Source organism: Pseudomonas sp. R9.37 (assembly GCF_963878885.1).
Classification (GTDB): domain Bacteria; phylum Pseudomonadota; class Gammaproteobacteria; order Pseudomonadales; family Pseudomonadaceae; genus Aquipseudomonas.
This window is the reverse complement of the sequence record NZ_CAWNZA010000043.1, coordinates 367,017-392,039: the sequence shown is the minus strand read 5'-3', so window position 1 is coordinate 392,039 and position 25,023 is coordinate 367,017. Positions and strand designations below refer to the sequence as shown.

Below are 25,023 nucleotides of genomic sequence, written 5' to 3'. Positions count from 1 at the left end.
CACTCGGTCTTGTGTAGTTTTACTACTCGTATATACATTCGAAAGGCTGAAATGGCCGACGATTTGTAGTAAAACTACAGGACGCCGAAGCAACCTTCGGCCATCCAAGAATTTATGTCGTCTGCCCACAAGGCCAGTCGCAAACTTCAGGCAACCGATTCTGGTAGCCTTTCCGCCCTGGAGCAAGCCATGCAAGACCTCGATCCCGTCGAAACCCAGGAATGGCTGGACGCCCTGGAATCGGTTCTCGACAAAGAAGGCGAAGACCGTGCTCACTACCTGATGACCCGTATGGGCGAACTCGCGACCCGCAGCGGCTCGCAATTGCCTTACGCCATCACCACGCCATACCGCAACACCATCCCCGTTACCCACGAAGCACGCATGCCTGGCGACCTGTTCATGGAACGCCGCATTCGCTCGCTGGTACGTTGGAACGCCATGGCGATGGTAATGCGCACGAACTTGAAAGATTCTGACCTGGGCGGTCACATCTCCAGCTTCGCTTCCAGCGCAACCCTGTATGACATCGGCTTCAACTACTTCTTCCAGGCCCCAACCGACGAACACGGCGGCGACCTGATCTACTTCCAGGGCCACACTTCTCCAGGCGTTTACGCCCGTGCGTTCATGGAAGGCCGCATCACCGAAGAACACATGAACAACTTCCGCCAGGAAGTGGACGGTAACGGCCTGTCGTCGTACCCGCACCCTTGGCTGATGCCTGATTTCTGGCAGTTCCCGACTGTGTCGATGGGCCTTGGCCCGATCCAGGCGATCTACCAGGCACGTTTCATGAAGTACCTGGAAGCGCGTGGCTTCATCCCTGAAGGCAAGCAGAAAGTCTGGTGCTTCCTGGGCGACGGCGAGTGTGACGAGCCGGAATCCCTGGGCGCCATCTCCCTGGCCGGCCGCGAGAAGCTCGACAACCTGATCTTCGTCATCAACTGCAACCTGCAGCGCCTCGACGGCCCGGTTCGCGGCAACGGCAAGATCATCCAGGAACTCGAAGGCGTGTTCCGCGGTGCTCAGTGGAACGTGACCAAAGTGATCTGGGGCCGTTTCTGGGACCCACTGCTGGCCAAAGACGTCGACGGTATCCTGCAACGTCGCATGGACGAAGTCATCGACGGCGAGTACCAGAACTACAAAGCCAAAGACGGCGCGTTCGTCCGTGAACACTTCTTCAACACGCCTGAACTCAAGGCAATGGTTGCAGACCTGTCCGACGACGAGATCTGGAAACTCAACCGTGGCGGCCACGACCCGTACAAGGTCTACGCGGCGTACCACGAAGCGGTCAACCACAAAGAACAACCGACCGTCATCCTGGCCAAGACCATCAAGGGTTATGGCACCGGTGCCGGCGAAGCGAAAAACACCGCGCACAACACCAAGAAGGTTGATGTTGAAAGCCTGAAGCTGTTCCGCGACCGCTTCGACATCCCGGTCAAGGACGAAGAGCTGGAGAACCTGCCGTTCTTCAAGCCGGAGCCAAATAGCGCCGAAGCCCGCTACCTCAGCGAGCGTCGCACTGCACTGGGCGGTTTCGTACCACAGCGCCGCGCCAAGTCCTTCGACATTCCGACGCCGCCACTCGATACCCTCAAGGCTATCCTGGACGGCTCGGGCGACCGTGAAATCTCCACCACCATGGCCTTCGTGCGCATCCTGGCGCAGCTGGTCAAGGACAAGGAAATCGGCTCGCGTATCGTCCCGATCATCCCGGACGAAGCCCGTACCTTCGGTATGGAAGGCATGTTCCGTCAGTTGGGCATCTACTCCTCCGTCGGCCAGCTCTACGAGCCAGTCGATAAAGACCAGGTGATGTTCTACAAGGAAGACAAAAAGGGCCAGATCCTCGAAGAAGGCATCAACGAAGCGGGCGCCATGAGCTCCTTCATCGCTGCCGGTACCTCGTACTCCAGCCACAACCAGCCGATGCTGCCGTTCTACATCTTCTACTCGATGTTCGGCTTCCAGCGTATCGGCGACCTGGCGTGGGCAGCAGGCGACAGCCGTACCCGTGGCTTCCTGATCGGCGGTACTGCCGGCCGGACCACGCTGAACGGCGAAGGCCTGCAACACGAAGACGGTCACAGCCACATCCTGGCTGCCACCATCCCGAACTGCCGCACCTTTGATCCAACCTACGGCTATGAGCTGGCGGTGATCATCCAGGACGGCATGAAGAAGATGACCGAACAGCAGCAGGACGTTTTCTACTACATCACCGTGATGAACGAGTCCTACCAGCAGCCAGCCATGCCGGCCGGTGTCGAGGAAGGCATCATCAAGGGCATGTACCTGCTCGAAGAAGACACCAAGGAAGCGGCGCACCACGTACAGCTGATGGGCTCCGGCACCATCCTGCGCGAAGTGCGTGAAGCGGCCAAGATCCTGCGTGAAGAGTTCAACGTCGGCGCCGACGTGTGGAGCGTTACCAGCTTCAACGAACTGCGTCGCGACGGCCTGGCAGTGGAGCGTAACAACCGCCTGCACCCAGGTCAGAAGCCAGCGAAAAGCTACGTCGAAGAGTGCCTGGCCGGCCGTAAAGGTCCAGTCATTGCCTCTACCGACTACATGAAGCTGTTTGCTGAACAGATTCGCCAGTGGGTCCCGTCCAAGGAATTCAAAGTCCTGGGCACCGACGGTTTCGGCCGCAGTGACAGCCGCAAGAAGCTGCGTCACTTCTTCGAAGTTGACCGTCACTTCGTGGTGTTGGCAGCCCTGGAAGCCTTGGCTGACCGTGGTGAGATCGAACCTAAGGTGGTGGCTGACGCTATCGTCAAGTTCGGGATCAACCCGGAAAAACGCAACCCACTGGACTGCTGAGGAGATTTTTTGTGAGCGAACTCATTCGCGTACCTGACATCGGCAGCGGTGAAGGTGAAGTAATCGAGCTGTTTGTGAAGGTCGGCGACACCGTCGAAGCCGACCAGAGCATCCTGACCCTGGAATCGGACAAGGCGAGCATGGAAATCCCTGCTCCCAAGGCCGGTGTGGTCAAGAGCCTGAAAGTGAAGCTGGGCGACCGCCTGAAAGAAGGCGACGAACTGCTGGAACTGGAAATCGAAGGTGCCGCTGACGCGGCCCCTGCGCCAGCGCCTGCTGCCGCTGCTGCACCCGCACCGGCTGCTGAAAAGCCTGCCGCCGCTGCCGAGGCGCCTGCAGCCCCGGCCGCTGCTCCGGCTGAGGCCTCTGTTCAGGACATTCACGTCCCGGACATCGGCTCGTCGGGCAAGGCCAAGATCATCGAGCTGCTGGTCAAGGTCGGCGACACCGTCGAAGCCGACCAGTCGCTGATCACCCTGGAGTCCGACAAGGCCTCCATGGAAATCCCATCGCCGGCGGCCGGCGTGGTGGAAAGCATCGCGGTCAAGCTCGAAGACGAAGTCGGCACTGGCGACTTCATCCTCAAGCTGAAAGTACAAGGCGCTGCGCCGGCTGCTGCTCCAGCACCGGCTGCGGCCGCTCCTGCTGCAAAAGCTGACGCGGCTCCGGCTCCGGCTGCTGCCGCCCCTGCACCTGCTGCAAAAGCCGAGGCTGCTGCTGCCGCACCTGCGCCAAGCGGTGCCAAGGTTCACGCCGGCCCAGCCGTGCGTCAGCTGGCCCGTGAGTTCGGCGTTGAGTTGAACGCTGTGTCGGCCACCGGCCCGCACGGTCGCGTGCTCAAGGAAGACGTGCAGGTTTACGTCAAGGCCATGATGCAGAAGGCCAAGGAAGCTCCGGCTGCCGGCGCTGCTACCGGTGGCGCTGGTATTCCGCCGATCCCGGTCGTGGACTTCAGTCGCTTCGGCGAAACCGAAGAAGTGCCGATGACCCGCCTGATGCAAATCGGCGCGTCGAGTCTGCACCGCAGCTGGCTGAACATTCCGCACGTGACCCAGTTCGACCAGGCCGACATCACCGACCTGGAAGCTTTCCGCGTTGCGCAGAAAGCCGTGGCCGAGAAAGCTGGCGTGAAACTGACCGTGCTGCCTCTGCTGCTCAAGGCCTGCGCGCACCTGCTCAAGGAACTGCCGGACTTCAACAGTTCGCTGGCGCCAAGCGGTAAAGCGATCATTCGCAAGAAATACGTGCACATCGGTTTTGCAGTTGATACCCCGGACGGCCTGCTGGTGCCTGTGATCAAGAACGTTGATCAGAAGAGCCTGCTGCAACTGGCTGCCGAAGCTGCTGCACTGGCCGCCAAGGCCCGTGACAAGAAGCTGACCGCAGACGATATGCAGGGCGCCTGCTTCACCATCTCCAGCCTCGGGCACATTGGCGGCACTGGCTTCACGCCAATCGTCAACGCGCCGGAAGTGGCGATCCTGGGTGTGTCCAAGGCAACCATCCAGCCTGTGTGGGACGGTAAAGCGTTCCAGCCGAAGCTGATGCTGCCGCTGTCGTTGTCCTACGATCACCGTGTGATCAACGGCGCCGCCGCTGCACGCTTCACGCAGCGTCTGAGCCAACTGCTGAACGACATCCGCACCATCCTGCTGTAAGCCTCAAACGGGTCTCCCTTTCACCGGGGAGGCCTGGCTGCACCGATTTCCGAGCGCCACGCTCGTACCTCAACCCCGCCAACTGGCGGGGCTTTTTTTGGCCTGCTTTTTTGTCGGGGCAAGGGGCGTAGCGCCTGCGTCAATGCGCCACCCATCACCTGGATTGTAGAAACCGCTCCCGCGGCCGATAACAGCCATATAGCACTTAGCCTTCATCCTCTCTTGTCAGTGCGTGCTGCATGATGCAACCTTGCCGCAGGCGACAGTAAAGAGGGCGTGAGCCCGGCGCCGTGCGCATTTTTCCAAGCGAGTTTCCCCATGAAAAGCCAACCCGATGTCGCCCGTATGGCGGCCGAGGTAGTGACGCAGTTACCGGTGCCTTCGCGCCTCGGCATGCTGCGTTTCGAACGGCTTAATGAGGCAAGCTGGGCGCTGCTGTACCTCGACCCCAATTGCGAGCGCCAATTTGGTCTGCCGGCGGTTGAGCTGTGCGCCCTGGTCGGCACGCCCTACGCCAGCCTGATGGAACCGCAGGCGCGCTACCAACTGCACGACGCCATCCAGCAACAACTGACCCATAGCCCGCATTACCTGGTGCGCTACACCTTGCACACCAGCGACGGGCCTTTGAGCCTGCTGGAGATGGGCGAGGCCTACAAACAACACAATCGTCACCTGCTGCGCGGCTACCTGATGGTGGTTGACGGGCTGTTCAGCGAAATCCCCACTGCCGCCCCGACCGCAGACCTGGAAAACCAGAACAGCCGCCTGCAGATCGCCCTGGAACTCAACCAGCGTGCCCAGCAGGAACAGTTGCAGCATCTGGAGCGTGTGCGCGCCCAACAGGAGCTGATCCTGCTGCTGGCACGCCAGCGCTACACCACGCCCAACTCGCTGCAGGAAGCCGCCGAACTGATCACCCGCAGCGCGTGCGACATCTACCAGATCGATTGCGCGAGCATCTGGAACCTTGAAGGCCAGCGCCTGGTGCCGATCTCGGCGTACCACCGCGATGACCAACAGCATCACTTGCCTGAAGCGATCGACGCCAGCGGCTTCCCGGACTACCTGGAAGCCCTGCACTCGAGCCGCGCCATCGACGCCACCCACGCGTTGCGCGACCCGCGCACCCGGGAAATGGCCGAAAGCCTGCGCGCCAAGGACGTGCACGCGATGCTCGACGCGAGCATCCGTGTGGACGGCCAAGTCATCGGCGTGCTGTGCCTGGAACAAAGCGGCAGCTCGCGTGCCTGGCAGGCGGATGAGATCGCCTTCGCCGGCGAGCTGGCGGACCAGTTCGCGCAAGTGATCAACAACCACAACCGGCGCACCGCCACCAGCGCGCTGCACTTGTTCCAGCGGGCTGTGGAGCAAAGCGCCAACGCGTTTCTGCTGGTCAATTGCGACGGCGTGGTGGAGTACGTCAACCCAAGCTTCACCGCGATCACCCAGTACAGCGCCGAAGAAGTCCACGGCCATCGACTGGCGCAGTTGCCAGCCCTGGAAAACCTCAGCGAGTTGCTCTTCGATGCACCGTCGAGCCTGGCCAAAAGCAACAGCTGGCAGGGTGAGTTCAAGAGCCGACGCAAAAACCTCGAACCCTACTGGGGCCAGCTGTCGATTTCCAAGGTGTATGGCGACAACCGTGAGTTGACGCACTACATCGGCATCTACGAAGACATCACCCAGACCAAGCTGGCCCAGCAGCGCATCGAGCGCCTGGCCTACACCGACAACCTGACCAACCTGGGCAACCGCCCGGCGTTTATCCGCAACCTGGATGAGCGCTTCGCCCGCGACAGCGACAGCCCGATCAGCCTGTTGCTGGTGGACATCGACAATTTCAAGCGGATCAACGACAGCCTCGGCCACCAGACCGGCGACAAGTTGCTGATCAGCCTGGCCCGGCGCCTGCGCAACAGCCTGAGTGCCGGTGGCAGCCTGGCGCGGTTTGCCAGTAACGAGTTCGCGGTGTTGCTCGACGACACCGACCTGCAGAGTGGCCAACAGGTTGCCAGCCAGTTGCTGGCAACCCTCGACAAACCGATGTTTGTCGACAACCAACTGATCAGCGTCACCGGCTCCGTGGGCCTGGCCTGCGCGCCGCTGCACGGTCGTGACCCGCAAACCCTGATGCGTAACGCCGGGCTGGCCCTGCACAAGGCCAAGGCCAACGGCAAACACCAGGTACAGGTGTTTACCGAGGCGCTGAACGCCGAGGCCAGTTACAAACTGTTCGTGGAAAACAACCTGCGCCGCGCCCTGACCCAAAACGAGCTGGACGTGTTCTACCAGCCCAAGCTGTGCCTGCGCAGCGGCCGGCTGCTGGGCATGGAAGCGCTGTTGCGCTGGAACCACCCGGAAAAGGGCATGATCCGTCCCGACCAGTTCATCAGCGTGGCGGAAGAAACCGGGCTGATCATCCCCATCGGCAAATGGATCGCGCGCCAGGCCTGCCGCATGAGCAAGCAATTGAGCGCCGCGGGCATGGGCAACTTGCAGGTGGCGATCAACCTGTCGCCCAAGCAATTCTCCGATCCGGACCTTGTGGCCTCGATTGCCACCATCCTCAAAGAAGAACAGTTGCCCGCGAACCTGCTGGAGCTGGAGCTGACCGAAGGTTTGCTGCTGGAAGCCACCGAAGACACGCGCCTTCAGCTGGACCAGCTGAAGAGCTTTGGGCTGACCCTGGCCATGGATGACTTCGGCACCGGCTATTCGTCGCTGAGCTACCTGAAGAAATTCCCCATCGACATCATCAAGATCGATCGCAGCTTTATCCACGAAATCCCGGACAACCAGGACGACATGGAAATCACCTCGGCAGTGATCGCCATGGCCCACAACCTCAAGCTAAAAGTGGTGGCCGAGGGCGTCGAAACCTCCGAGCAACTGGCCTTCCTGCGCCGGCATCGTTGCGATGTGGGCCAGGGCTATTTGTTCGACCGGCCGATCCCCGGTTCAGAGCTGCTCGAGAAGCTTAAACGTTACCCGCGCGGGCCAATCGCCTGACAGCGCTGTAACACTCGGGCACACTGGCTGTCTGAATCTTTACCGCTAACTCAACCTGACGAGAGGACTGATCATGGTCTTGCGCTCGGAAATTCTGGTGAACAAAAACGTGTTGCCCACTCAAGAACAAGCTTTGCCTGGCCGTGAAACCCCGATGGCATTGCCAGAGACGCATTTCGTCAACGGCAACCCGCTGCTGGGCCCCTTTGTCGACAACGTCGAGTTCGCGATCTTCGGTCTCGGTTGTTTCTGGGGTGCCGAACGCCGGTTCTGGCAGCGCGACGGTGTGGTCAGCACCGTGGTCGGCTACGCCGGCGGCTACACGCCGAACCCAACTTACGAAGAAGTTTGCTCGGGCCTGACCGGCCATAGCGAAGTGGTACTGGTGGTGTTCGACCAAGACAAGATCAGCTACGAAGAGCTGCTGAAAATGTTCTGGGAGCTGCACAACCCGACGCAGGGCATGCGCCAGGGCAACGACATCGGCAGCCAGTACCGTTCGGTGATCTACGCGGTGAAGCCTGAGCATCTGGAAGCGGCCAAGGCCAGCGCCGAGGCGTATCAGGGCGAACTGACCAAGGCCGGCCTGGGCACCATCACCACAGAAATCGAAGAGGCACCGACGGTGTACTTCGCCGAGGCGTATCACCAGCAATACCTGGCGAAGAACCCGCAGGGCTATTGCGGGATCGGCGGCACAGGCGTGACCTGCCCGATCTAAGCACAACGCAGATCAAAAAATGTGAGAGCGGGCTTGCTCGCGAATGCGGTATATCAGTCGACATATCTGTTAACTGACACTCCGCTTTCGCGAGCAAGCCCGCTCCCACATTTAGTGTTGTGCTTGGCTTGAGATCTGATTACTCAGCGATGAGCCAATCCATCTGCCACCCACCCTGGGTCTGGCCAAGTTTCTTGGACAGCCACGGCAGCAGCTCACGCAACTCCTCTTCCAAACCCCACGGCGGATTGGCAATCGCCAGGCCCGAGCCGGTCAGGGTGTTGGGCGTGTCCAGCGGATGCACCAGCAACTCCACCCGCAGCAACTTCGGCGCGCCCGTGCCGGCCAGGTCCTGGTAGAAGCGGCGCAGCATGCGCTGGTCTTTCACCGGGTACCAGATCGCCGCAACGGTCTGGCGCATGCGGCTGACCGCTTCCTTGAGGGACGCTGCGCAGCGCTGCATTTCGTCGAGTTTTTCGAACGGCGGATCGATCAGCATCAACGCGCGTTTTTCCGGCACCGGCAGCAAGGCGCGTGGCACATGCCAGCCTTCGCCCAAGTGCACTTTGACGCGGCGATCGCCCTTCATGTTGTCCTTGAGCAGCACGCCGTCTTCCGGGTGTTTTTCATTCAGCAGCACACGGTCCTGAGGCCGTGTGAGGCGGCGCGCCAGCTCCGGCGAACCAGGGTAGTAGCGCAACTGGCCATCCGGGTTCATCTCATGCAACACGCGCATGTAGTCGTCGGTCAGCGGCGGCAGGTCGCTCTCGCCCCACAGGCGCGCAATGCCTTCCAGGTATTCACCGGTGCGGTTGGCCTGATCACCTTGCAGGTCGTACAGCCCGATCCCGGCGTGGGTGTCGAGGTAGGCGAACGGCTGCTCCTTGCGCGACATCAGGGCGATGAGGCGGGTCAAGGTCAGGTGTTTGAAGACATCGGCGTGGTTGCCGGCGTGAAAGGCGTGACGATAATTCATGGTTGCTCCTGCGCAGGGGGTGAAGTTTACCTTCTACGGGCGCAAAGGGGCAGAGTGTGGCGAACTGGCTCGCCCCGCATTGGGCTGCGCAGCAGCCCTGAAACGGTCACCGCGTTCTTTTTTTGCCAGAACTCATTGGCAGGTTTTGGGGCCGCTACCCAGCCCGACGCAGGGCAAGCCTGCTCGCCACAACCACCCCTCACACCGATGACTGTTTCCAGCAGGCGCTGCGTCAACTCAACTCTGAGGCCAGGTAGTCGGCCAGCGCCCCATGGCTGACATCCGCCCCGCGCGCAAAGCAGGCGACCTTGTGGCGCAAGATCGCAGGCTTGAAAGCGGTCTGCAGGTCGGGGCGCTGCTCTTCGAGCCATTGCAGCAAGTTGTCGATCAGCACGTGGGGCGATTGCGCTGCCAGATGCTCCAGCAACGAGGCAGGCACTTGCCACCATGGGCTGGTTTTGGCGGCAGTGACCGGGCCAGTCGCAACCGTCAGCGGTTGGCCGTTGATCAGGTAACGCTGAAATACCGGCAACACCTTCCCCGCCTCATCGCCGATGTTTTGCACAATCGGCAGAAATTGACCGCCATCCCAGAAGCGCAAAAACACTTCCTGCCCCTCGGGCAACAGCACCTTGGTCAAGCTTTGCAGGTGCGCGACCACTGTTTCCAGTGGGCTGGACGATACGGCCAGCCATCCCCAGTCCGTAGATTCGGTGGTTGCTATCCAGCCGAGGAATGGGCTTTCGGGCTCGATGATGGCGACGTAAGGCATGACCTCAGTCCACTCAGCATAGGCCGTGCTTGCCCAGATGGGCTGGGGCGGCATGCCAGCTGCCATTTTTTGCCAGACATCTACCGGCTTTGCGTCGCTGGCGTTACTAAGAATGACGAACGCATTCTCAGTCGTCCGAAGGGGACAATGGGTTAACCAAGTTTTTGGTAACAACTGATTCGGCATTAGATACATTCCATTCAAAGGAGGACGCAAGCAATGATTCGTCGTTCAAAACAATTTCTGACACAAACAAAGCGTCAACAATTTCATTTTGAAAAGCTCTTGCCTAATCTAGAACCAATCAACATCTTCCCATCCCACAAGCTCTCTTATTACAAGCAAAATAAAAATGCCAAGGACGGATGCCACTGAACAGACACCTAGACTTTTCAAAATAAATTTGAGTATCTTCGAAAACTCAGCGTAGTCCTCAGCAAGACGTCCGTGTTTTATAGAGTGCGCGGGAAAGGCGAAAGCACCGATCACAGCCCTTATCGCCCACGATCTACTTATAGGATCCCAACCGACACTTCCATCCGAACTTATAACATACCAACTACGCCTTAAGTTCTTCCGCATCTTTTCCATCTTAAAACAAGAAAGATACAAAGCCCACACAGAAACAATTAAAATAAATAAAAAACACGCAACCATTAAGTTCCAGCAAATAATCTTTGCGTCTTCAAAGGACAAAGTTTAGGCAACAAAGCTAAACATGTCACACCCCCCCATGAGTCAATGTACAACCTCATAGATATTTTCGCCTAACTTTTCGCCCCTATTGCCAGACAATGCACTTACACTTGCCAACGCCTTTACGCACCAGAGGTCCGAGACAGTTATTCAATTGACTCAGTAAATTTTATCGCTACGCGATAAAATCTTAAGTACTCTAGGTAGGCCACCCTAGAAAATTAATTACCAAGGCCATCACCACACCACCTAACGTGAGCACAATTGCTGCTGTCGCAGAGGATACAATCCAAAACTTTAAGGGCTTCGGAAACCGCCTATAGTCATCCGGGTCAAGTTCACCTCTTTCAATTGATTTTTGAGGAAAAACCAACACACCCGAGACACCACTTAGAATATAAAACTTACCGACCAGCCCAGCGTTCAAAAGCGAGCTCCTATTTTGAACAACTAATGATCGCCCCAAACATCTGACAATTTCTGACATTCTAAAAAAAACCATATAAAACCAAATACCAATAATAAAAATACCGGACAAAAACAAGCCTAAGGAGGACATCAAAAAAATGATTTCCGAGTCACTTATCATCGGACAACCTTATAAACAACTTCCCCAATAGTTTCACCCACTTTAGAAAATGCGTTACCCCCTACAGCAGATCCCAACCCCGCGACTACAACCGCGCAAACCGCTCCACCCACCCCGACGGTAGCAACGCCAATACCGACACATATGGCCCACTTCCCTCCATTCGCTGTAAACCGTGCCTGCCCAGATGGGATGGGGCGGTAGACCGGCTGAAAGGGTTCGCCAAGCGTCCAAAGGCCTGGCGGCGCTGGCGCTGCTGAAAATGACGAAGAGTTTTTCGGCTGGTTGAATCGGGGAGTGGAATAGCCATGTGCGGGGTATGAACTGCATTAGCATAAAATAATGCTCCTTCACCACAAAATATGGCAAAACAACCGGCGAATAGCCGAGCGTCTAAGAGTGTTCATTAAGCCAACCCATATACTCCCCCATACACAATAAAGCGATGCAAACCCCAACCAAAACAAGCAAAACATACACCAGTGCTTTTAGTTGAAATCTAAGCCGATAAGGAACGCCTTCAAACTCCTCACGAGTAAACCCACCGTGTTTTATATGCACTTCAGGAAACACAAGCATCCCCGCAATCGACAGTACAAAAAACGACCTACTGAAAACCCCGTCCCCAAGAAGAAATTGACGACCCAATACACTATTTGACTCACCTAGGCATTCCAATATTTCATTAACTTTAGAGTAAGAAAAATAAACTTGAACCAAAAATGTAAAAAAATGAACACAAATACGCCTAACCAGCACCACATATAAAATGTGTAAAATTCACCCTTCATTACTTCCCCACCTCATAAATAAAATCTCCGACCCCTCTCTCCAGCAAGCGCACCAACGGCGCCACCGGCAGCAGTGCCTGCACCTACAACAACCAAAATACATAAAATGCCTCCTAAACCCGCAGTACCTGCACCTATAGCAACACACACTGTTCCTGCACCCGCTGCTGCGGAAGCACCACCTAACCAGCCAACCGCGGCGCTCCCGACAAAATTCCCTCCTTCTGTATGATTCGTCTTTCAAAACAATTTCTGCCACAAACAAAGCGTCAACAATTACTCTTTGAAAAACGGTTGCCTAATCTAGAAACCATCCACACCCTGCCACCCCCACAAGATCTCCTATTACAAGCAAAATACAACTGCCAAGGATCAAGACCACTGAACAGACACCTAGACCTCTCAAAATAATTTTGAGCATCTTCGGAAATTCAGCGTAGTCCTCAGCACTAAGACGTCCGTGCTTGATAGAGTGTTCATGAGAGGCGAAAGCACCGATCACATCTCTTATCGCCCACGACCGGCTTATAGGGCCCCAACCAATAGCTTCGGTTTCACTTATAATCCGCCAACTTCGCTTTAAATGCACCCATATTACTTCAACCTTAAAATAAGCAAGATATAACGCCCACACAGGCACGATACACATCAATAAAAAAACAAAATCAAAAAATAAAATAGACATCCTGCGCGCCACTTATATGCACCTTACCCCCCTCACTCAAAAGAGTGTCACCCAAGCCAGCCAACATATTTACCTATACCCCACAACGCAACAGCGTACCCTCCCATGCCCATCAAAAAAAACCCCCACAGCCTTAACTCAAGCATTAGTCGACGAGGGACGTTATCCAACTCCTCACGCGTGACGGCTCCATCCTTAATGTGCAACTTTTGAAAGACAAACATTCCCGCGACAGTATTTACGAACAACATCTTGCTGAAAAAATCAGCACCCACAAAAATCTTACGATAAGAGACCAGTCTTGAAGTACCCAAACACTGCAATATTTCATCGATTTTACGATATGAAAAATATACCTGCCCTATTAAAACAAGAACACCCCATGCCGCCGCAACCAATAGGCAATACGAATATAAAACGCTAGCGTCTTCCATAATTACTTTATCCCTTCATATACGATCTCCCCCAACTTCCCCCCCAGGCCAGACCCGGCACTCCCCCCGATTGCCGATGCAGCTCCCACCACCACCACGCCGCAAACTAACCCACCAACACCAAGCGTTCCTACACCTATAGCTATACACATAGGAGTGGCCCCTAATGCGCCCAAATACGCACCCGCCCCACTGCCTCCAACAGAACCTAAAAAGCTTCCGCCCTCCATGAGCTTCACTTTCTTACACTCCGCAGAACTTCCAACTCGACACGTTTCCTTCACCTTCAATGCGGACGCTGATCCCCCTAGCCCAATACCGATAAACCCGCCGACCTTCATATACTGACTCGCCCGCGCGACACTTTGAATATGTGTCGCATATCCAGGAATCCCCCCTGACACACCCGCTTTGCTCCAATGATGAACCAAACTACGACTGGAAATCCCCAATGCTTTTTTGAGCTTTGGGTGATCGGCAATGCCAACTCCTTTGCGTACCAGAGGCCCGAGGCTGTTATCCAGTTGAGTTAACAGCTTCTGACGTTTAGCGAAAAATTCTGCACCTTGCAAATTGCCCTGAGCCTGGAAGGTTTTGACGTGCAACTTTTCAAGATCCACGAGGACGGACTTGGTCCGCGTTAAATGATTTTCCACCATGCTTGATCCCACCCCCAACGCCATCGAACTCTGCGCCAAAAAAGCACCAACCTCTTGCTGGTGCTCAACCATAAACGCCGCCTCGTCATCGCTCATCGGCGTCAGTGCATCGTTCACTTCTTTCGCCGCCTCCATCAGCAATGCCTCTTCACGCATGCATTGGCTGTTAAGCGGGTCGCTGAGGACGAGCATTTGCCCCGGCCTGGCGTACTGCGTGAGTTGTGGATTGAGGCTGCGAAACCGCTCCAGTACGATCGCACTGGGCGATTCGAACAGCGACTTTTCCAAGGTATCCCGAGACATTGCGCGCTGCACGATATGAAACCCCGGCTCGACGCCAGCAGCTTTCCGGGCAGACGGTCCCGGACCTTTATTCCCATGCTGCGGGAGGTCACACTGGCCGTTCTTGCAGCGCTCGCACTCTTCGCAAAAAGGTGCACTACGTTTCAGGCTGGCCACTTGCACGCGGCTTAATGGGGCGGGAACAACCGCCAGCAGCGTTTCCTTTATTCCCGGCATTAACGGCGCAGTCGCGGCAGCCGGCGCGCCGCCAAGCTGGATCGGCACGCTGCTGAAAATCCCACCCGCCGACAGCGTGATCGACTGCCCTCCGGCCTGGATTGTCACGCTCGCACCGGCGTCGATGACGATGCTCTGCCCCGCTCCGATCTGGATGGTGCGACCTGCACGCATCTGCTGCGAACCACCAACCGTCAGGTGGTCATCCTGCTTGAGTTCGGTGAGGCGATTGCCATGGGTAATGCGCTGCTCTTCGCCTTGCAGCTCGTGATGCGACTCGCCGCCCACCTTCACCCGGCGCCCGTTATCGACCTGCACCTGCTGGTCATTCAGCACGTGCTGAGTCCAGTCACGCTGGGCACGCAAGTAGATTTCTTCGGCGCCTTTGCGGTCCTCAATGCGCAGCTCGTTGTAGCCACCACCGCCCGGACTGCTCTGGCTGCGAAAGATACTGCGGGTCTTGTCCGCTGGCAGATCGAGGGGCACCGGCGTTGCCGCGTTGGGCAGGCAGCCCATCACCAGTGGCATGTCCAGGTCACCATTGGCGAACCCCACCAGCACTTCCATACCGACTCTGGGTATCAGCACCGAGCCGTAACGATCATGCGCCCAGCCACTGGCGACACGCAGCCAGCAGCTGGAGTGCTCGTTGTGTTGCCCGTCACGGTCCCAGGCCAGTTGCACCTTGACCCGACCGTATTCGTCGCAATGGATTTCACTGTCGGCAGGCCCGGTAACCACCGCGTGTTGATAACTGCCGATGCTCGGGCGCGGCAATTCAGGCAAGGGCGGGCGGAAAATCACATCCCATGGCACGGCGATAAACGTGTTGTGGTAGCCCTGACGAAAATCTCCCCCTGCCACCTCAGTAACAGCCTCTTCCAGCACCTGGGGTTGTTTGCCCTCATGGGAAACCTGGGTGACCAGCCACAAATCATTCCAGCTTTCTCGCGGGTGCCCGCCAAGCCTGAGGAACCGACCACTGACCAAGGCAGGATCATCGCCTTCACCCCGGGCGGCTCTCGAGTCTGTGCGCAGGCGCTCCAAGCCTCGCTGCGCAAGGTATTTGCCATGGGGGCGATCGGAAAAGTGGCCGGGATACTGCTGCATTTCAAGGCTCGGAAGCTGCTCGCCAGCCACGGCACTTTCCAGCGTCAGGCGCGGCTTACGAAAATCATAATCGCGCAGGTTTATCCCTGTTGTGCGGGTTTCCAGTTGCATCGCAAAGCGCTTGATCGCCGGAGTCGCCGCCACCATCCCGGAACCGGGGCTGTAGGGAGTGGGCTGTTCGGCCCGGGCGAACACGGTCTGGTCATCACCGAATACCAGCAGGTGCCCATCGGGCGAATGCTGGAAGTGGTAGTGGATGCCCACCTCGGCGCACAGACGTTGAATGAACGCCAGATCAGTCTCGCCGAACTGCACGCAGTACTCGCGAAGTGGATAAGTACCGCTCAGGCGAAACTCAAAGCGGTCGCTCAGGATGCCTTGCCCGACCAACACCAGCGCCACAATCTGCGGCACACTCTTGTGCTGAAAAATACGCTGATGACTGCTGTGCGCCAGGTACTGCAGATGCGGCACAAGACGGATCTGATAACGCGTCAGGCGCCGCCCCGACTCGCCCTGCCCGACTCGATAGACCAGGCCATGCACACCATGCCCCTGCTCATCGAACCCCAGATAGGCCTGGCGATGCAGCAAGCTTTCCAAATCGAGATCGGGCTGTTCGCTGACCAGTTCAAGGTCGATACAGTAAGGCTGACTCAGCGCCTCCTCACCCTGGAAGCTGTAGACCTTGAGGTCGCTGGCAACCCCATCCAGGGTCAGGTTAAACGCACTTTGATTGGCAGGAGCGAACATCCGGTGTTTCTCTGCGAAGGGTAGGCGGCCGATTCTGCACTACGGGTGCGCCCTGCTGAGCACGCCCCAGACAAATCAGTAAATCCCTACACGCTCGCATCAGAATCTTCTTCGGACCAACCCGAATCACACGCAAAAAAAGGCCCGCCATCCGTAGGACGCGGGCCTTTTTCTAATTCAACGGGCGCTTATCACCCGACGAATTATTTGTTGAGGTTGTAGTCTTTTTCCGCCGCGTCAAAACGCTCGACCATACCGGCAGTCGGTGCGCCCAGCTTGCTGACGAAGTAGATCGCCAGGCTGGCGAAGATAAAGCCTGGGATGATTTCGTACAGGCCCAGCAACTCGAAGTGCTTCCACACAATCACAGTGACCGCGCCGACCAGGATGCCGGCCAGTGCGCCGTTGCGCGTCATCTGTTTCCAGATCACCGAGATCAGCACCACAGGCCCGAACGCGGCGCCGAAACCGGCCCAGGCGTAGCTCACCAGGCCCAGTACGCGGTTGTTCGGGTTGGCTGCCATGGCAATGGCGATCAGGGCAACCAGCAGCACCATCGCGCGGCCGACCCACACCAGCTCAACCTGGGAGGCGTTTTTGCGCAGGAAAGTTTTGTAGAAGTCTTCAGTCAGCGCGCTCGAGCACACCAGCAGTTGGCAGCTCAGGGTGCTCATGACGGCAGCCAGAATGGCCGACAACAGCACGCCCGCGATCCATGGATTGAACAGCAGTTTGGCCAGTTCGATGAACACACGTTCGTGGTTCTCGTTGACCGGGCCGGCCACTTCCGGGTGCGCCGAGAAGTAAGCGATGCCGAAGAAGCCCACCGCCACGGTGCCGCCCAGGCACAGGATCATCCAGGTCATGGAGATGCGACGCGCCTTGGCAATCGACTTCACCGAATCCGCCGCCATGAACCGCGCGAGGATGTGCGGCTGGCCGAAGTAACCCAGGCCCCAGCCCATCAGCGAAATGATGCCGATGAAGGTGGTGTTTTTCAGCATGTTGAAGTTGTCAGGGTTCTTGGCTTCGATCGCCAGGAACGTGGTGTCGATACCACCAGTGGCCAGCAACACGATGATCGGCGTCAGGATCAGCGCAAAGATCATCAGCGTGGCTTGTACGGTATCTGTCCAGCTGACCGCCAGGAAACCACCGACGAAGGTGTAGGCAATTGTCGCGGCAGCACCGGCCCACAGCGCGGTCTCGTAGGACATGCCGAAGGTGCTTTCAAACAGACGCGCGCCCGCCACGATGCCGGAAGCGCAATAAATGGTGAAGAACACCAGGATCACCACCGCAGAGATGATTCGCAGCAGGCCGCTTTTGTCTTCGAAACGGCTGGAGAAGTAATCCGGCAGCGTCAGGGCGTCGCCATTGTGTTCGGTCTGCACCCGCAGACGGCCGGCCACGAACAACCAATTCAGGTACGCGCCGACGATCAGGCCGATGGCAATCCAGCTTTCCGACAGACCGGACATGTAGATGGCGCCCGGCAGGCCCATCAACAACCAGCCGCTCATATCGGAAGCACCGGCGGACAATGCGGTGACCACGCTGCCGAGGCTGCGACCGCCGAGGATGTAGTCAGAGAGGTTGTTGGTGGAGCGATAGGCCATGAAGCCGATCAACACCATTGCTGCGATGTAGATCACAAATGTGATCAGGGTGGGATTACTAACGCTCATTAGAGTGACGCCCTGGCTTTGTTTTTATGTAGCGACGGTCTGTGTCAGACGGCCACCCGTTGATAAGCGGATAGACGAGACTGCGTGCCGCGCATTTATGACTGGCGTTTCCCCAGGAAAGCCGCCAGCCGATGAACCGCATCTTGCAGGCGGTTGCACCTTGGGCGCGAATGCTATTCAACAAAGCAAATAAGGTGCAACCAGTTTCTTGAGAATAAGTTGCACCTAGGCGTGTTTACGCCTAAACAACGGTTTTTTGCTCCTTTTCGGAGCAAGAACGGCCGACCTCAGAAGCAAATGCACCAAGGGAGAGCGGATTCTGTTGAAGGCCGGATTTTTTCCCGATCACGATCAAAAATTTCCTGAACAATTTGGGTTGCACCCGGTTGCACCTCTGCATGCGCAAAGCTAATCTTGCCGCCAGCAGATGCCACGCAGTAGTGGCACCCATGAGGATAAAAAGATGGCAACGACCACCCTTGGGGTCAAACTCGACGACCCGACCCGCGAACGCCTCAAGGCCGCCGCGACCTCCATTGATCGCACGCCGCACTGGCTGATCAAGCAGGCGATTTTCAATTACCTGGAGAAACTGGAGGGTGGTGCAACCCTGAACGAGATTAATGGCTTGGGCAGCAAGGACGCGGAGGACGCTGGAGAAATTCAGCCAGACCACGCCCACCAGTGCTTCCTGGAGTTCGCCGAAAGCATCCTGCCGCAGTCGGTACTGCGCGCCTCGATCACCGCCGCCTACCGCCGCCCGGAACCGGAAGTGGTGCCGATGCTGATCGAGCAGGCCCGCCTGCCGCAGCAGATGGCCGAAGCCACCAACAAGCTGGCCGCCTCGATTGCCGAGAAGTTGCGCAATCAAAAGAGCGCCGGCGGCCGTGCCGGTATTGTTCAAGGCCTGCTGCAAGAATTTTCCCTGTCGTCCCAGGAAGGCGTGGCCCTGATGTGCCTGGCCGAAGCGCTGCTGCGCATCCCGGACAAGGGCACGCGCGATGCACTGATCCGCGACAAAATCAGCACTGGCAACTGGCAGCCGCATCTGGGCAACAGCCCGTCGTTGTTCGTCAACGCCGCCACGTGGGGCCTGCTGCTGACCGGCAAACTGGTCGCCACGCACAATGAAGCCGGCCTCACCTCGTCCCTGAGCCGCATCATCGGCAAGAGCGGCGAGCCGATGATCCGCAAGGGCGTCGACATGGCCATGCGCCTGATGGGCGAGCAGTTCGTCACCGGCGAAACCATCGCCGAAGCCCTGGCCAATGCGAGCAAGTTCGAAGCCAAGGGGTTCCGCTATTCCTACGACATGCTCGGCGAAGCCGCGCTGACCGAACACGACGCCCAGAAGTACCTGGCCTCGTACGAACAAGCCATTCACTCCATCGGCAAAGCCTCTCACGGCCGTGGGATTTATGAAGGCCCGGGCATTTCCATCAAGCTGTCGGCATTGCACCCGCGTTACAGCCGTGCGCAATACGAGCGAGTGATGGACGAGCTGTACCCGCGCCTGCTGTCGCTGACCTTGCTGGCCAAGCAATACGACATCGGCCTGAACATCGACGCCGAAGAAGCCGACCGCCTGGAGCTGTCGCTCGACCTGCTCGAACGCCTGTGCTTCGAGCCGCAACTGACCGGTTGGAACGGCATCGGGTTCGTGATCCAGGCCTATCAGAAACGCTGCCCGTATGTGATCGACTACGTCATCGACCTGGCCCGCCGCAGCCGCCATCGCCTGATGATCCGCCTGGTAAAAGGCGCGTACTGGGACAGCGAGATCAAGCGCGCCCAAGTTGAAGGCCTGGAAGGCTACCCGGTGTACACCCGCAAGGTGTACACCGACGTTTCCTACATTGCCTGCGCACGCAAACTGCTGTCGGTGCCGGAAGCCATCTACCCGCAGTTCGCCACGCACAACGCCCACACCCTGTCGGCCATTTACCACATCGCCGGCCAGAACTATTACCCCGGCCAGTACGAGTTCCAATGCCTGCACGGCATGGGTGAACCGCTGTACGAGCAGGTTGTAGGCAAAGTTTCCGAGGGCAAGCTGAACCGTCCGTGCCGCGTGTACGCCCCGGTCGGTACCCACGAAACATTGCTGGCTTACCTGGTGCGTCGCCTGCTGGAAAACGGCGCCAACACCTCGTTCGTCAACCGTATTGCCGACCACACTATTTCGATTCAGGAACTGGTGGCCGACCCAGTGGCCAGCATCGAGCAGATGGCCACGCTGGAAGGCGGCTTCGGCCTGCCGCACCCGCGTATTCCACTGCCGCGTGACCTGTATGGCAGCGACCGCGCCAACTCGGCCGGTATCGACCTGGCCAACGAACACCGCCTGGCGTCGCTGTCTTGCGCGCTGCTGGCCACCGCGCACAACGACTGGAAAGCCGCGCCGATGCTGGGCTGCGCCTCCAGCAATGAGCCGGCCGCACCTGTGCTGAACCCCTCCGACCTGCGTGACGTGGTCGGCCATGTACAGGAAGCCACCGTCGAAGACGTCGACAACGCCATTCAATGCGCGATCAATGCCGGCCCGATCTGGCAGGCCACCCCGCCCGCCGAGCGCGCCGCGATCCTGGAACGTGCCGCCGACTTGATGGAAGGCGAGATCCAGCCGTTGATGGGCCTATTGGCCCGCGAGGCCGGCAAGACTTTCGCCAACGCCATCGCCGAAGTGCGCGAAGCCGTAGACTTCCTGCGCTACTACGCGGTACAGACCCGTAACGATTTCACCAACGACGCCCACCGCCCATTGGGCCCCGTGGTGTGCATCAGCCCGTGGAACTTCCCGCTGGCAATCTTCAGCGGTCAAGTGGCTGCGGCACTGGCTGCCGGTAACCCGGTATTGGCCAAGCCTGCCGAGCAAACCCCGCTGGTGGCGGCACAAGCCGTGCGCATGTTGCTCGAAGCCGGTATTCCGGAAGGCGTGCTGCAACTGCTGCCGGGCCAGGGCGAAAGCGTCGGTGCCCGCCTGGTGGGTGATGATCGCGTCAAAGGCGTGATGTTCACCGGCTCCACCGAAGTGGCGCGCCTGCTGCAACGCAGCGTCGCCGGTCGCCTGGATGCCCAGGGCCGCCCAATTCCGCTGATCGCCGAAACCGGTGGCCAGAACGCAATGATCGTCGACTCTTCGGCGCTGACCGAGCAAGTGGTCATCGACGTTGTGTCCTCGGCCTTCGACAGCGCCGGCCAGCGCTGCTCGGCCCTGCGCGTTCTGTGCCTGCAGGAAGATTCGGCAGACCGTGTAATCGAAATGCTCAAGGGCGCCATGGCTGAATGCCGTCTGGGCAACCCGGAGCGCTTGTCGGTAGACATCGGTCCGGTGATCGACGCCGAAGCCAAGGCTGGCATCGAGAAACACATCCAGGCCATGCGCGACAAAGGCCGCAATGTGTACCAAGTGGCGATTGCCGACGGCGAAGAGATCAAGCGCGGCACCTTCGTGATGCCCACCCTGATCGAACTCGAAAGCTTCGACGAACTGCAACGCGAGATCTTCGGCCCGGTGCTGCACGTGGTGCGTTACAAGCGTAAAGAGATCGACCAGCTCATTGCGCAGATCAATGCCTCCGGCTACGGCCTGACGCTGGGCGTGCACACCCGCATCGATGAGACCATCGCCAAGGTGATCGACAATGTTCACGCCGGTAACGTCTATGTGAACCGCAACATCGTGGGCGCCGTGGTTGGGGTGCAGCCCTTCGGCGGCGAAGGCCTGTCGGGCACTGGCCCGAAAGCCGGTGGGCCGCTGTACCTGTACCGTCTGCTGTCGACTCGCCCTACCGATGCGATCGAACAATCCTTCGTGCGTGGCGACAAGCTGACCGCGCCGGACGTGCGTCTGCGCGATGCCATGAGCCAACCGCTGACCGCCCTGAAAACCTGGGCCGACAGCAGCAAGTTCAGCGAACTGAGCGCCCTGTGCAGCCAGTTCGCCGCGCAGTCGCAAAGCGGTATTACCCGCCAACTGGCCGGCCCGACCGGCGAGCGCAACAGCTACGCAATCCTGCCCCGCGAGCACGTGCTGTGTCTGGCGGACGTGGAAGGTGATCTGCTGACGCAACTGGCGGCAGTATTGGCCGTCGGCGGTTCGGCGGTATGGCCGGAAACTGACCTGACTAAAGCTGTGTTCCCACGCCTGCCGAGGGAAGTTCAGGCGAAGATCAAGCGCGTGGCTGACTGGACCAAGGATGAGGTGGTATTCGACGCCGTCCTGCACCACGGTGATTCCGACCAATTGCGTGCGGTGTGCCAGCAAGTGGCGCAGCGGGGTGGTGCGATTGTCGGGGTGCATGGTTTGTCGCAAGGTGAGACGGCGATTGCGCTGGAGCGTCTGGTGATCGAGCGGGCGTTGAGTGTTAACACCGCTGCGGCGGGCGGTAACGCCAGCCTGATGACCATCGGTTAACTGGCTAAATGCAGTAAAAATGTGGGAGCTGGCTTGCCTGCGATAGCGGCGGGTCAGTGACAGAAATGTCGGCTGGCACGGCCTCATCGCAGGCAAGCCAGCTCCCACACTGACCGCACCCCACCTTCGGCCCTTGTTCTGCCCTTCCATCACTTAGATCAATCTTGCTATCCAGCCTCTATTGGCGCACTTAGACTCCGGCCATTCCCTTAACAGGTAAGCCGCCATGTCCGAGACGCTGCTCAGTTCCCGCAATCTGGCTTTCGAGCTGTACGAAGTCCTCGATGCCGAGCGCCTGACCCAGCGCGAGCGGTTTGCCGAGCACAACCGCGAAACGTTCGATGCCGCCATCAGCACCGCGCGCAGCATTGCCGAAAAGTACTTCGCGCCGCACAACCGCAAAAACGACGAAAACGAACCGCGCTATGAAGACGGCAAAGCGATCCTGATCCCGGACGTCAAACCTGCCGTGGACGCCTTCCTCGAAGCCGGCTTTCTGAACGCCGCGCGCAGTTTCGACGCCGGCGGCATGCAGTTGCCGACCCTGCTGTCGCAAGCCTGCTTTGCGCACTTCCAGTCGGCCAACGCGGCCTCGACCTCCTACCCGTTCCTGACCATGGGCGCCGCCAACCTGATCGAAAGCTTCGGCACCGAGGCGCAGAAGCAGCGCTTCCTGCAGCCAATGATCGAGGGCCGCTTTTTCGGCACCATGGCACTGACCGAGCCGCATGCCGGGTCATCCCTGTCGGATATTCGTACGCGGGCAGAGCCAGCGGCTGACGGCAGTTATCGCCTCAAGGGCAACAAGATCTTTATCTCCGGCGGCGACCACCCGCTGTCGGAAAACATCGTGCACATGGTGCTGGCCAAGCTGCCGGACGCGCCGGCCGGGGTGAAGGGCATTTCGCTGTTTATCGTGCCCAAGTTCCTGGTCAATGAGGATGGCAACCTGGGCGCGCGCAACGATGTGCTGCTGGCCGGGTTGTTTCACAAGATGGGCTGGCGCGGCACCACGTCCACGGCGCTTAACTTCGGCGATAACGGCAATTGCGTCGGCTATCTGGTAGGCAAGCCGCATCAGGGTCTGAGCTGCATGTTCCAGATGATGAACGAGGCGCGCATCGGCGTGGGCATGGGCGCAGTCATGCTCGGTTACGCCGGCTACCTCTACTCGCTGGAATACGCCCGCGAACGCCCGCAAGGTCGCTTGCCCGACAGCAAAGACCCAGGCACCGCGCCGGTTTCGATCATCCAGCACGCCGATATCAAGCGCATGCTGCTGACACAAAAAGCCTATGTCGAAGGCGCTTTCGACCTCGGCCTGTATGCCGCGCGGTTGTTCGATGACACCACCACGTTGGAAACCGACACCGAGCGCAAGCAAGCCCACGAACTGCTCGACCTGCTCACGCCCATCGTCAAATCCTGGCCGTCGGAGTTCTGCCTCAAGGCCAACGAGCTGGCGATCCAGATTCTCGGCGGCCACGGCTACACCCGCGAATACCCGGTGGAGCAGTACTACCGCGACAACCGCCTGAACCCTATCCACGAAGGCACACACGGCATCCAGTCCCTGGACCTGCTCGGGCGCAAGCTGGCGCAGAATGGCGGCGCGGGCCTCAAGCAACTGATCCGCCTGATCGCCGAGACAGGCGCACGAGCACAGCAATACCCATCACTGACCGCACTGCGAGAACCACTGGAAGAATTAGTGACCAACCTGCAGCGCGTCACACTCGGCCTGCTCACCGATCTCGCCCAAGGCAAGGTCAACAGCAGCCTGGCGAATTCGGCACTGTATTTGAAGGTGTTCGGGCACACGGTGATTGGCTGGCGCTGGCTGGAACAGGCAATTCGCGCCGAGGAAGGCCTGGCCAAGGGCAATGCGGCGGATGCTGCCTTCTATAAAGGCAAGCTCCAGGCCGCTCGGTACTTCCTGACCTGGGAAGTGCCGAGCTGCCATCATGAACTGGCGATTCTGGAGGCACGCGATGACACGTGCCTGGGGATGCAGGATGCGTGGTTCTAAGGCGTTCCGATCGCCTTGGAAATCACTTCGACCGTGGCGCTGACTTGCTCTTGGTAACGGTCGAGTTCCAGCTGGTGGTGCTTTTGCATTTCGATCTGCTCGGCGCACAGGTTCAGCGCAGCCAGTACCAATAATTTGTCACCGATCAGGGTCGGGTACTTTTTCTTGGTGGTGGCCAGGGAGGCCTTGAGCATGGTCACGGCGTGCATCAGGGTTTGATCTTCCCCGTCCGGCGCCTTGATCGAGTAATCCTCTCCGAGAATCGAAACGACCTTTATGCCTTCATTCATGCGCCGACAGGACCTGCGCTCACACGCTCAACCAGGGCCTGGATGCGCGCGGCGGTTGCGCCGTGCTTTTCTTCCTGTTCCATCAGGTTCAGTTGCAGGCTGTCGTTTTCATCCTTGGCGCGGGCCAGTTCGGCCTTGAGGGATTCGTTGTTGCCCAGTAGGTCCTGATTTTGCTGTACCAGGTCGCTGACCAGTTGTTCGAGTTGGCTGAGGGATGCTTCTAACATTTTGATTTCTCGGGCTTTTTCAAAGGGCGGTGACGATAAAGAAAATTCACCTCGGATGCCAGGGTTATCCCAGGCGCGCAGCCCGATATTTAAGGGCCGGGCCGCACTTTCGAGCCTTAGTGACTGCATTTACCCCATCTGGTTCCTGAATCCGCCCAACCC

Annotated in this window: 13 protein-coding genes and 1 pseudogene; 6 read left to right on the top strand and 8 right to left on the bottom strand. The window is 58.6% G+C overall.

The window, feature by feature from the left end; genetic code table 11:
* Nucleotides 1-189 precede the first annotated feature (189 nt).
* The 4 genes from aceE to msrA all read left to right on the top strand — a co-directional run bounded on the left by aceE (nt 190) and on the right by msrA (nt 8,226).
* Complete coding sequence (gene aceE / locus AACU78_RS20800; protein WP_106577572.1) at nt 190-2,835, top strand: pyruvate dehydrogenase (acetyl-transferring), homodimeric type; 2,646 nt, start codon at nt 190-192, stop codon at nt 2,833-2,835.
* Between the two features lie 11 nt (nt 2,836-2,846).
* Nucleotides 2,847-4,493, top strand: coding sequence for a dihydrolipoyllysine-residue acetyltransferase (aceF, locus tag AACU78_RS20795; RefSeq protein ID WP_106577571.1), 1,647 nt, complete (start codon nt 2,847-2,849; stop codon nt 4,491-4,493).
* Between the two features lie 318 nt (nt 4,494-4,811).
* Complete coding sequence (locus tag AACU78_RS20790) at nt 4,812-7,505, top strand: putative bifunctional diguanylate cyclase/phosphodiesterase (RefSeq protein ID WP_106577570.1); 2,694 nt, start codon at nt 4,812-4,814, stop codon at nt 7,503-7,505.
* A 73-nt stretch (nt 7,506-7,578) separates the two neighbouring features.
* A complete protein-coding gene (msrA, locus tag AACU78_RS20785; protein ID WP_106577569.1) occupies nt 7,579-8,226 on the top strand; it encodes a peptide-methionine (S)-S-oxide reductase MsrA in 648 nt (215 codons plus the stop codon).
* Nucleotides 8,227-8,365: 139 nt separating this feature from the next.
* On the opposite strand, the gene AACU78_RS20780 is transcribed toward msrA, so the two are convergent.
* From AACU78_RS20780 to putP, 6 genes and pseudogenes are all read right to left on the bottom strand, one after another.
* A complete protein-coding gene (locus AACU78_RS20780; RefSeq protein WP_106577568.1) occupies nt 8,366-9,202 on the bottom strand; it encodes a 23S rRNA (adenine(2030)-N(6))-methyltransferase RlmJ in 837 nt (278 codons plus the stop codon).
* A 232-nt stretch (nt 9,203-9,434) separates the two neighbouring features.
* A complete protein-coding gene (locus tag AACU78_RS20775) occupies nt 9,435-10,160 on the bottom strand; it encodes a DUF4123 domain-containing protein (protein WP_106577567.1) in 726 nt (241 codons plus the stop codon).
* 2,188 nt (nt 10,161-12,348) lie between these two features.
* Entirely contained in the window at nt 12,349-12,735 is a 387-nt protein-coding gene (locus AACU78_RS20770) for a hypothetical protein (protein WP_146151431.1), read from the bottom strand.
* Nucleotides 12,736-12,782: 47 nt separating this feature from the next.
* On the bottom strand, nt 12,783-13,169 hold the full coding sequence (locus tag AACU78_RS20765) for a hypothetical protein (protein ID WP_106577566.1): 387 nt from the start codon (nt 13,167-13,169) through the stop codon (nt 12,783-12,785).
* A 1,037-nt stretch (nt 13,170-14,206) separates the two neighbouring features.
* Nucleotides 14,207-16,210, bottom strand: a pseudogene (tssI, locus tag AACU78_RS20760) (type VI secretion system tip protein TssI/VgrG); the annotation flags it as partial.
* A gap of 203 nt (nt 16,211-16,413) precedes the next feature.
* Nucleotides 16,414-17,898 (bottom strand): sodium/proline symporter PutP, encoded by a 1,485-nt coding sequence (gene putP, locus AACU78_RS20755; protein ID WP_106577565.1) that lies wholly within the window; start codon nt 17,896-17,898, stop codon nt 16,414-16,416.
* Between the two features lie 463 nt (nt 17,899-18,361).
* Here putP and putA point away from each other — a divergent pair, with 463 nt between their 5' ends.
* Both putA and AACU78_RS20745 read left to right on the top strand, forming a co-directional pair.
* Nucleotides 18,362-22,315: a trifunctional transcriptional regulator/proline dehydrogenase/L-glutamate gamma-semialdehyde dehydrogenase gene (gene putA / locus AACU78_RS20750; protein ID WP_106577564.1), complete on the top strand. Its 3,954-nt coding sequence runs from the start codon at nt 18,362-18,364 to the stop codon at nt 22,313-22,315.
* A 226-nt stretch (nt 22,316-22,541) separates the two neighbouring features.
* Nucleotides 22,542-24,344: an acyl-CoA dehydrogenase gene (locus AACU78_RS20745; RefSeq protein ID WP_106577563.1), complete on the top strand. Its 1,803-nt coding sequence runs from the start codon at nt 22,542-22,544 to the stop codon at nt 24,342-24,344.
* On the opposite strand, the gene AACU78_RS20740 is transcribed toward AACU78_RS20745, so the two are convergent.
* Complete coding sequence (locus AACU78_RS20740) at nt 24,341-24,634, bottom strand: cell division protein ZapA (RefSeq protein ID WP_106577562.1); 294 nt, start codon at nt 24,632-24,634, stop codon at nt 24,341-24,343. The two genes, AACU78_RS20745 and AACU78_RS20740, sit on opposite strands and share 4 nt — an antisense overlap.
* A complete protein-coding gene (locus tag AACU78_RS20735) occupies nt 24,631-24,861 on the bottom strand; it encodes a hypothetical protein (protein WP_106577561.1) in 231 nt (76 codons plus the stop codon). Before AACU78_RS20735 ends, AACU78_RS20740 begins: the two co-directional genes overlap by 4 nt.
* Between the last annotated feature and the right edge of the window lie 162 nt (nt 24,862-25,023).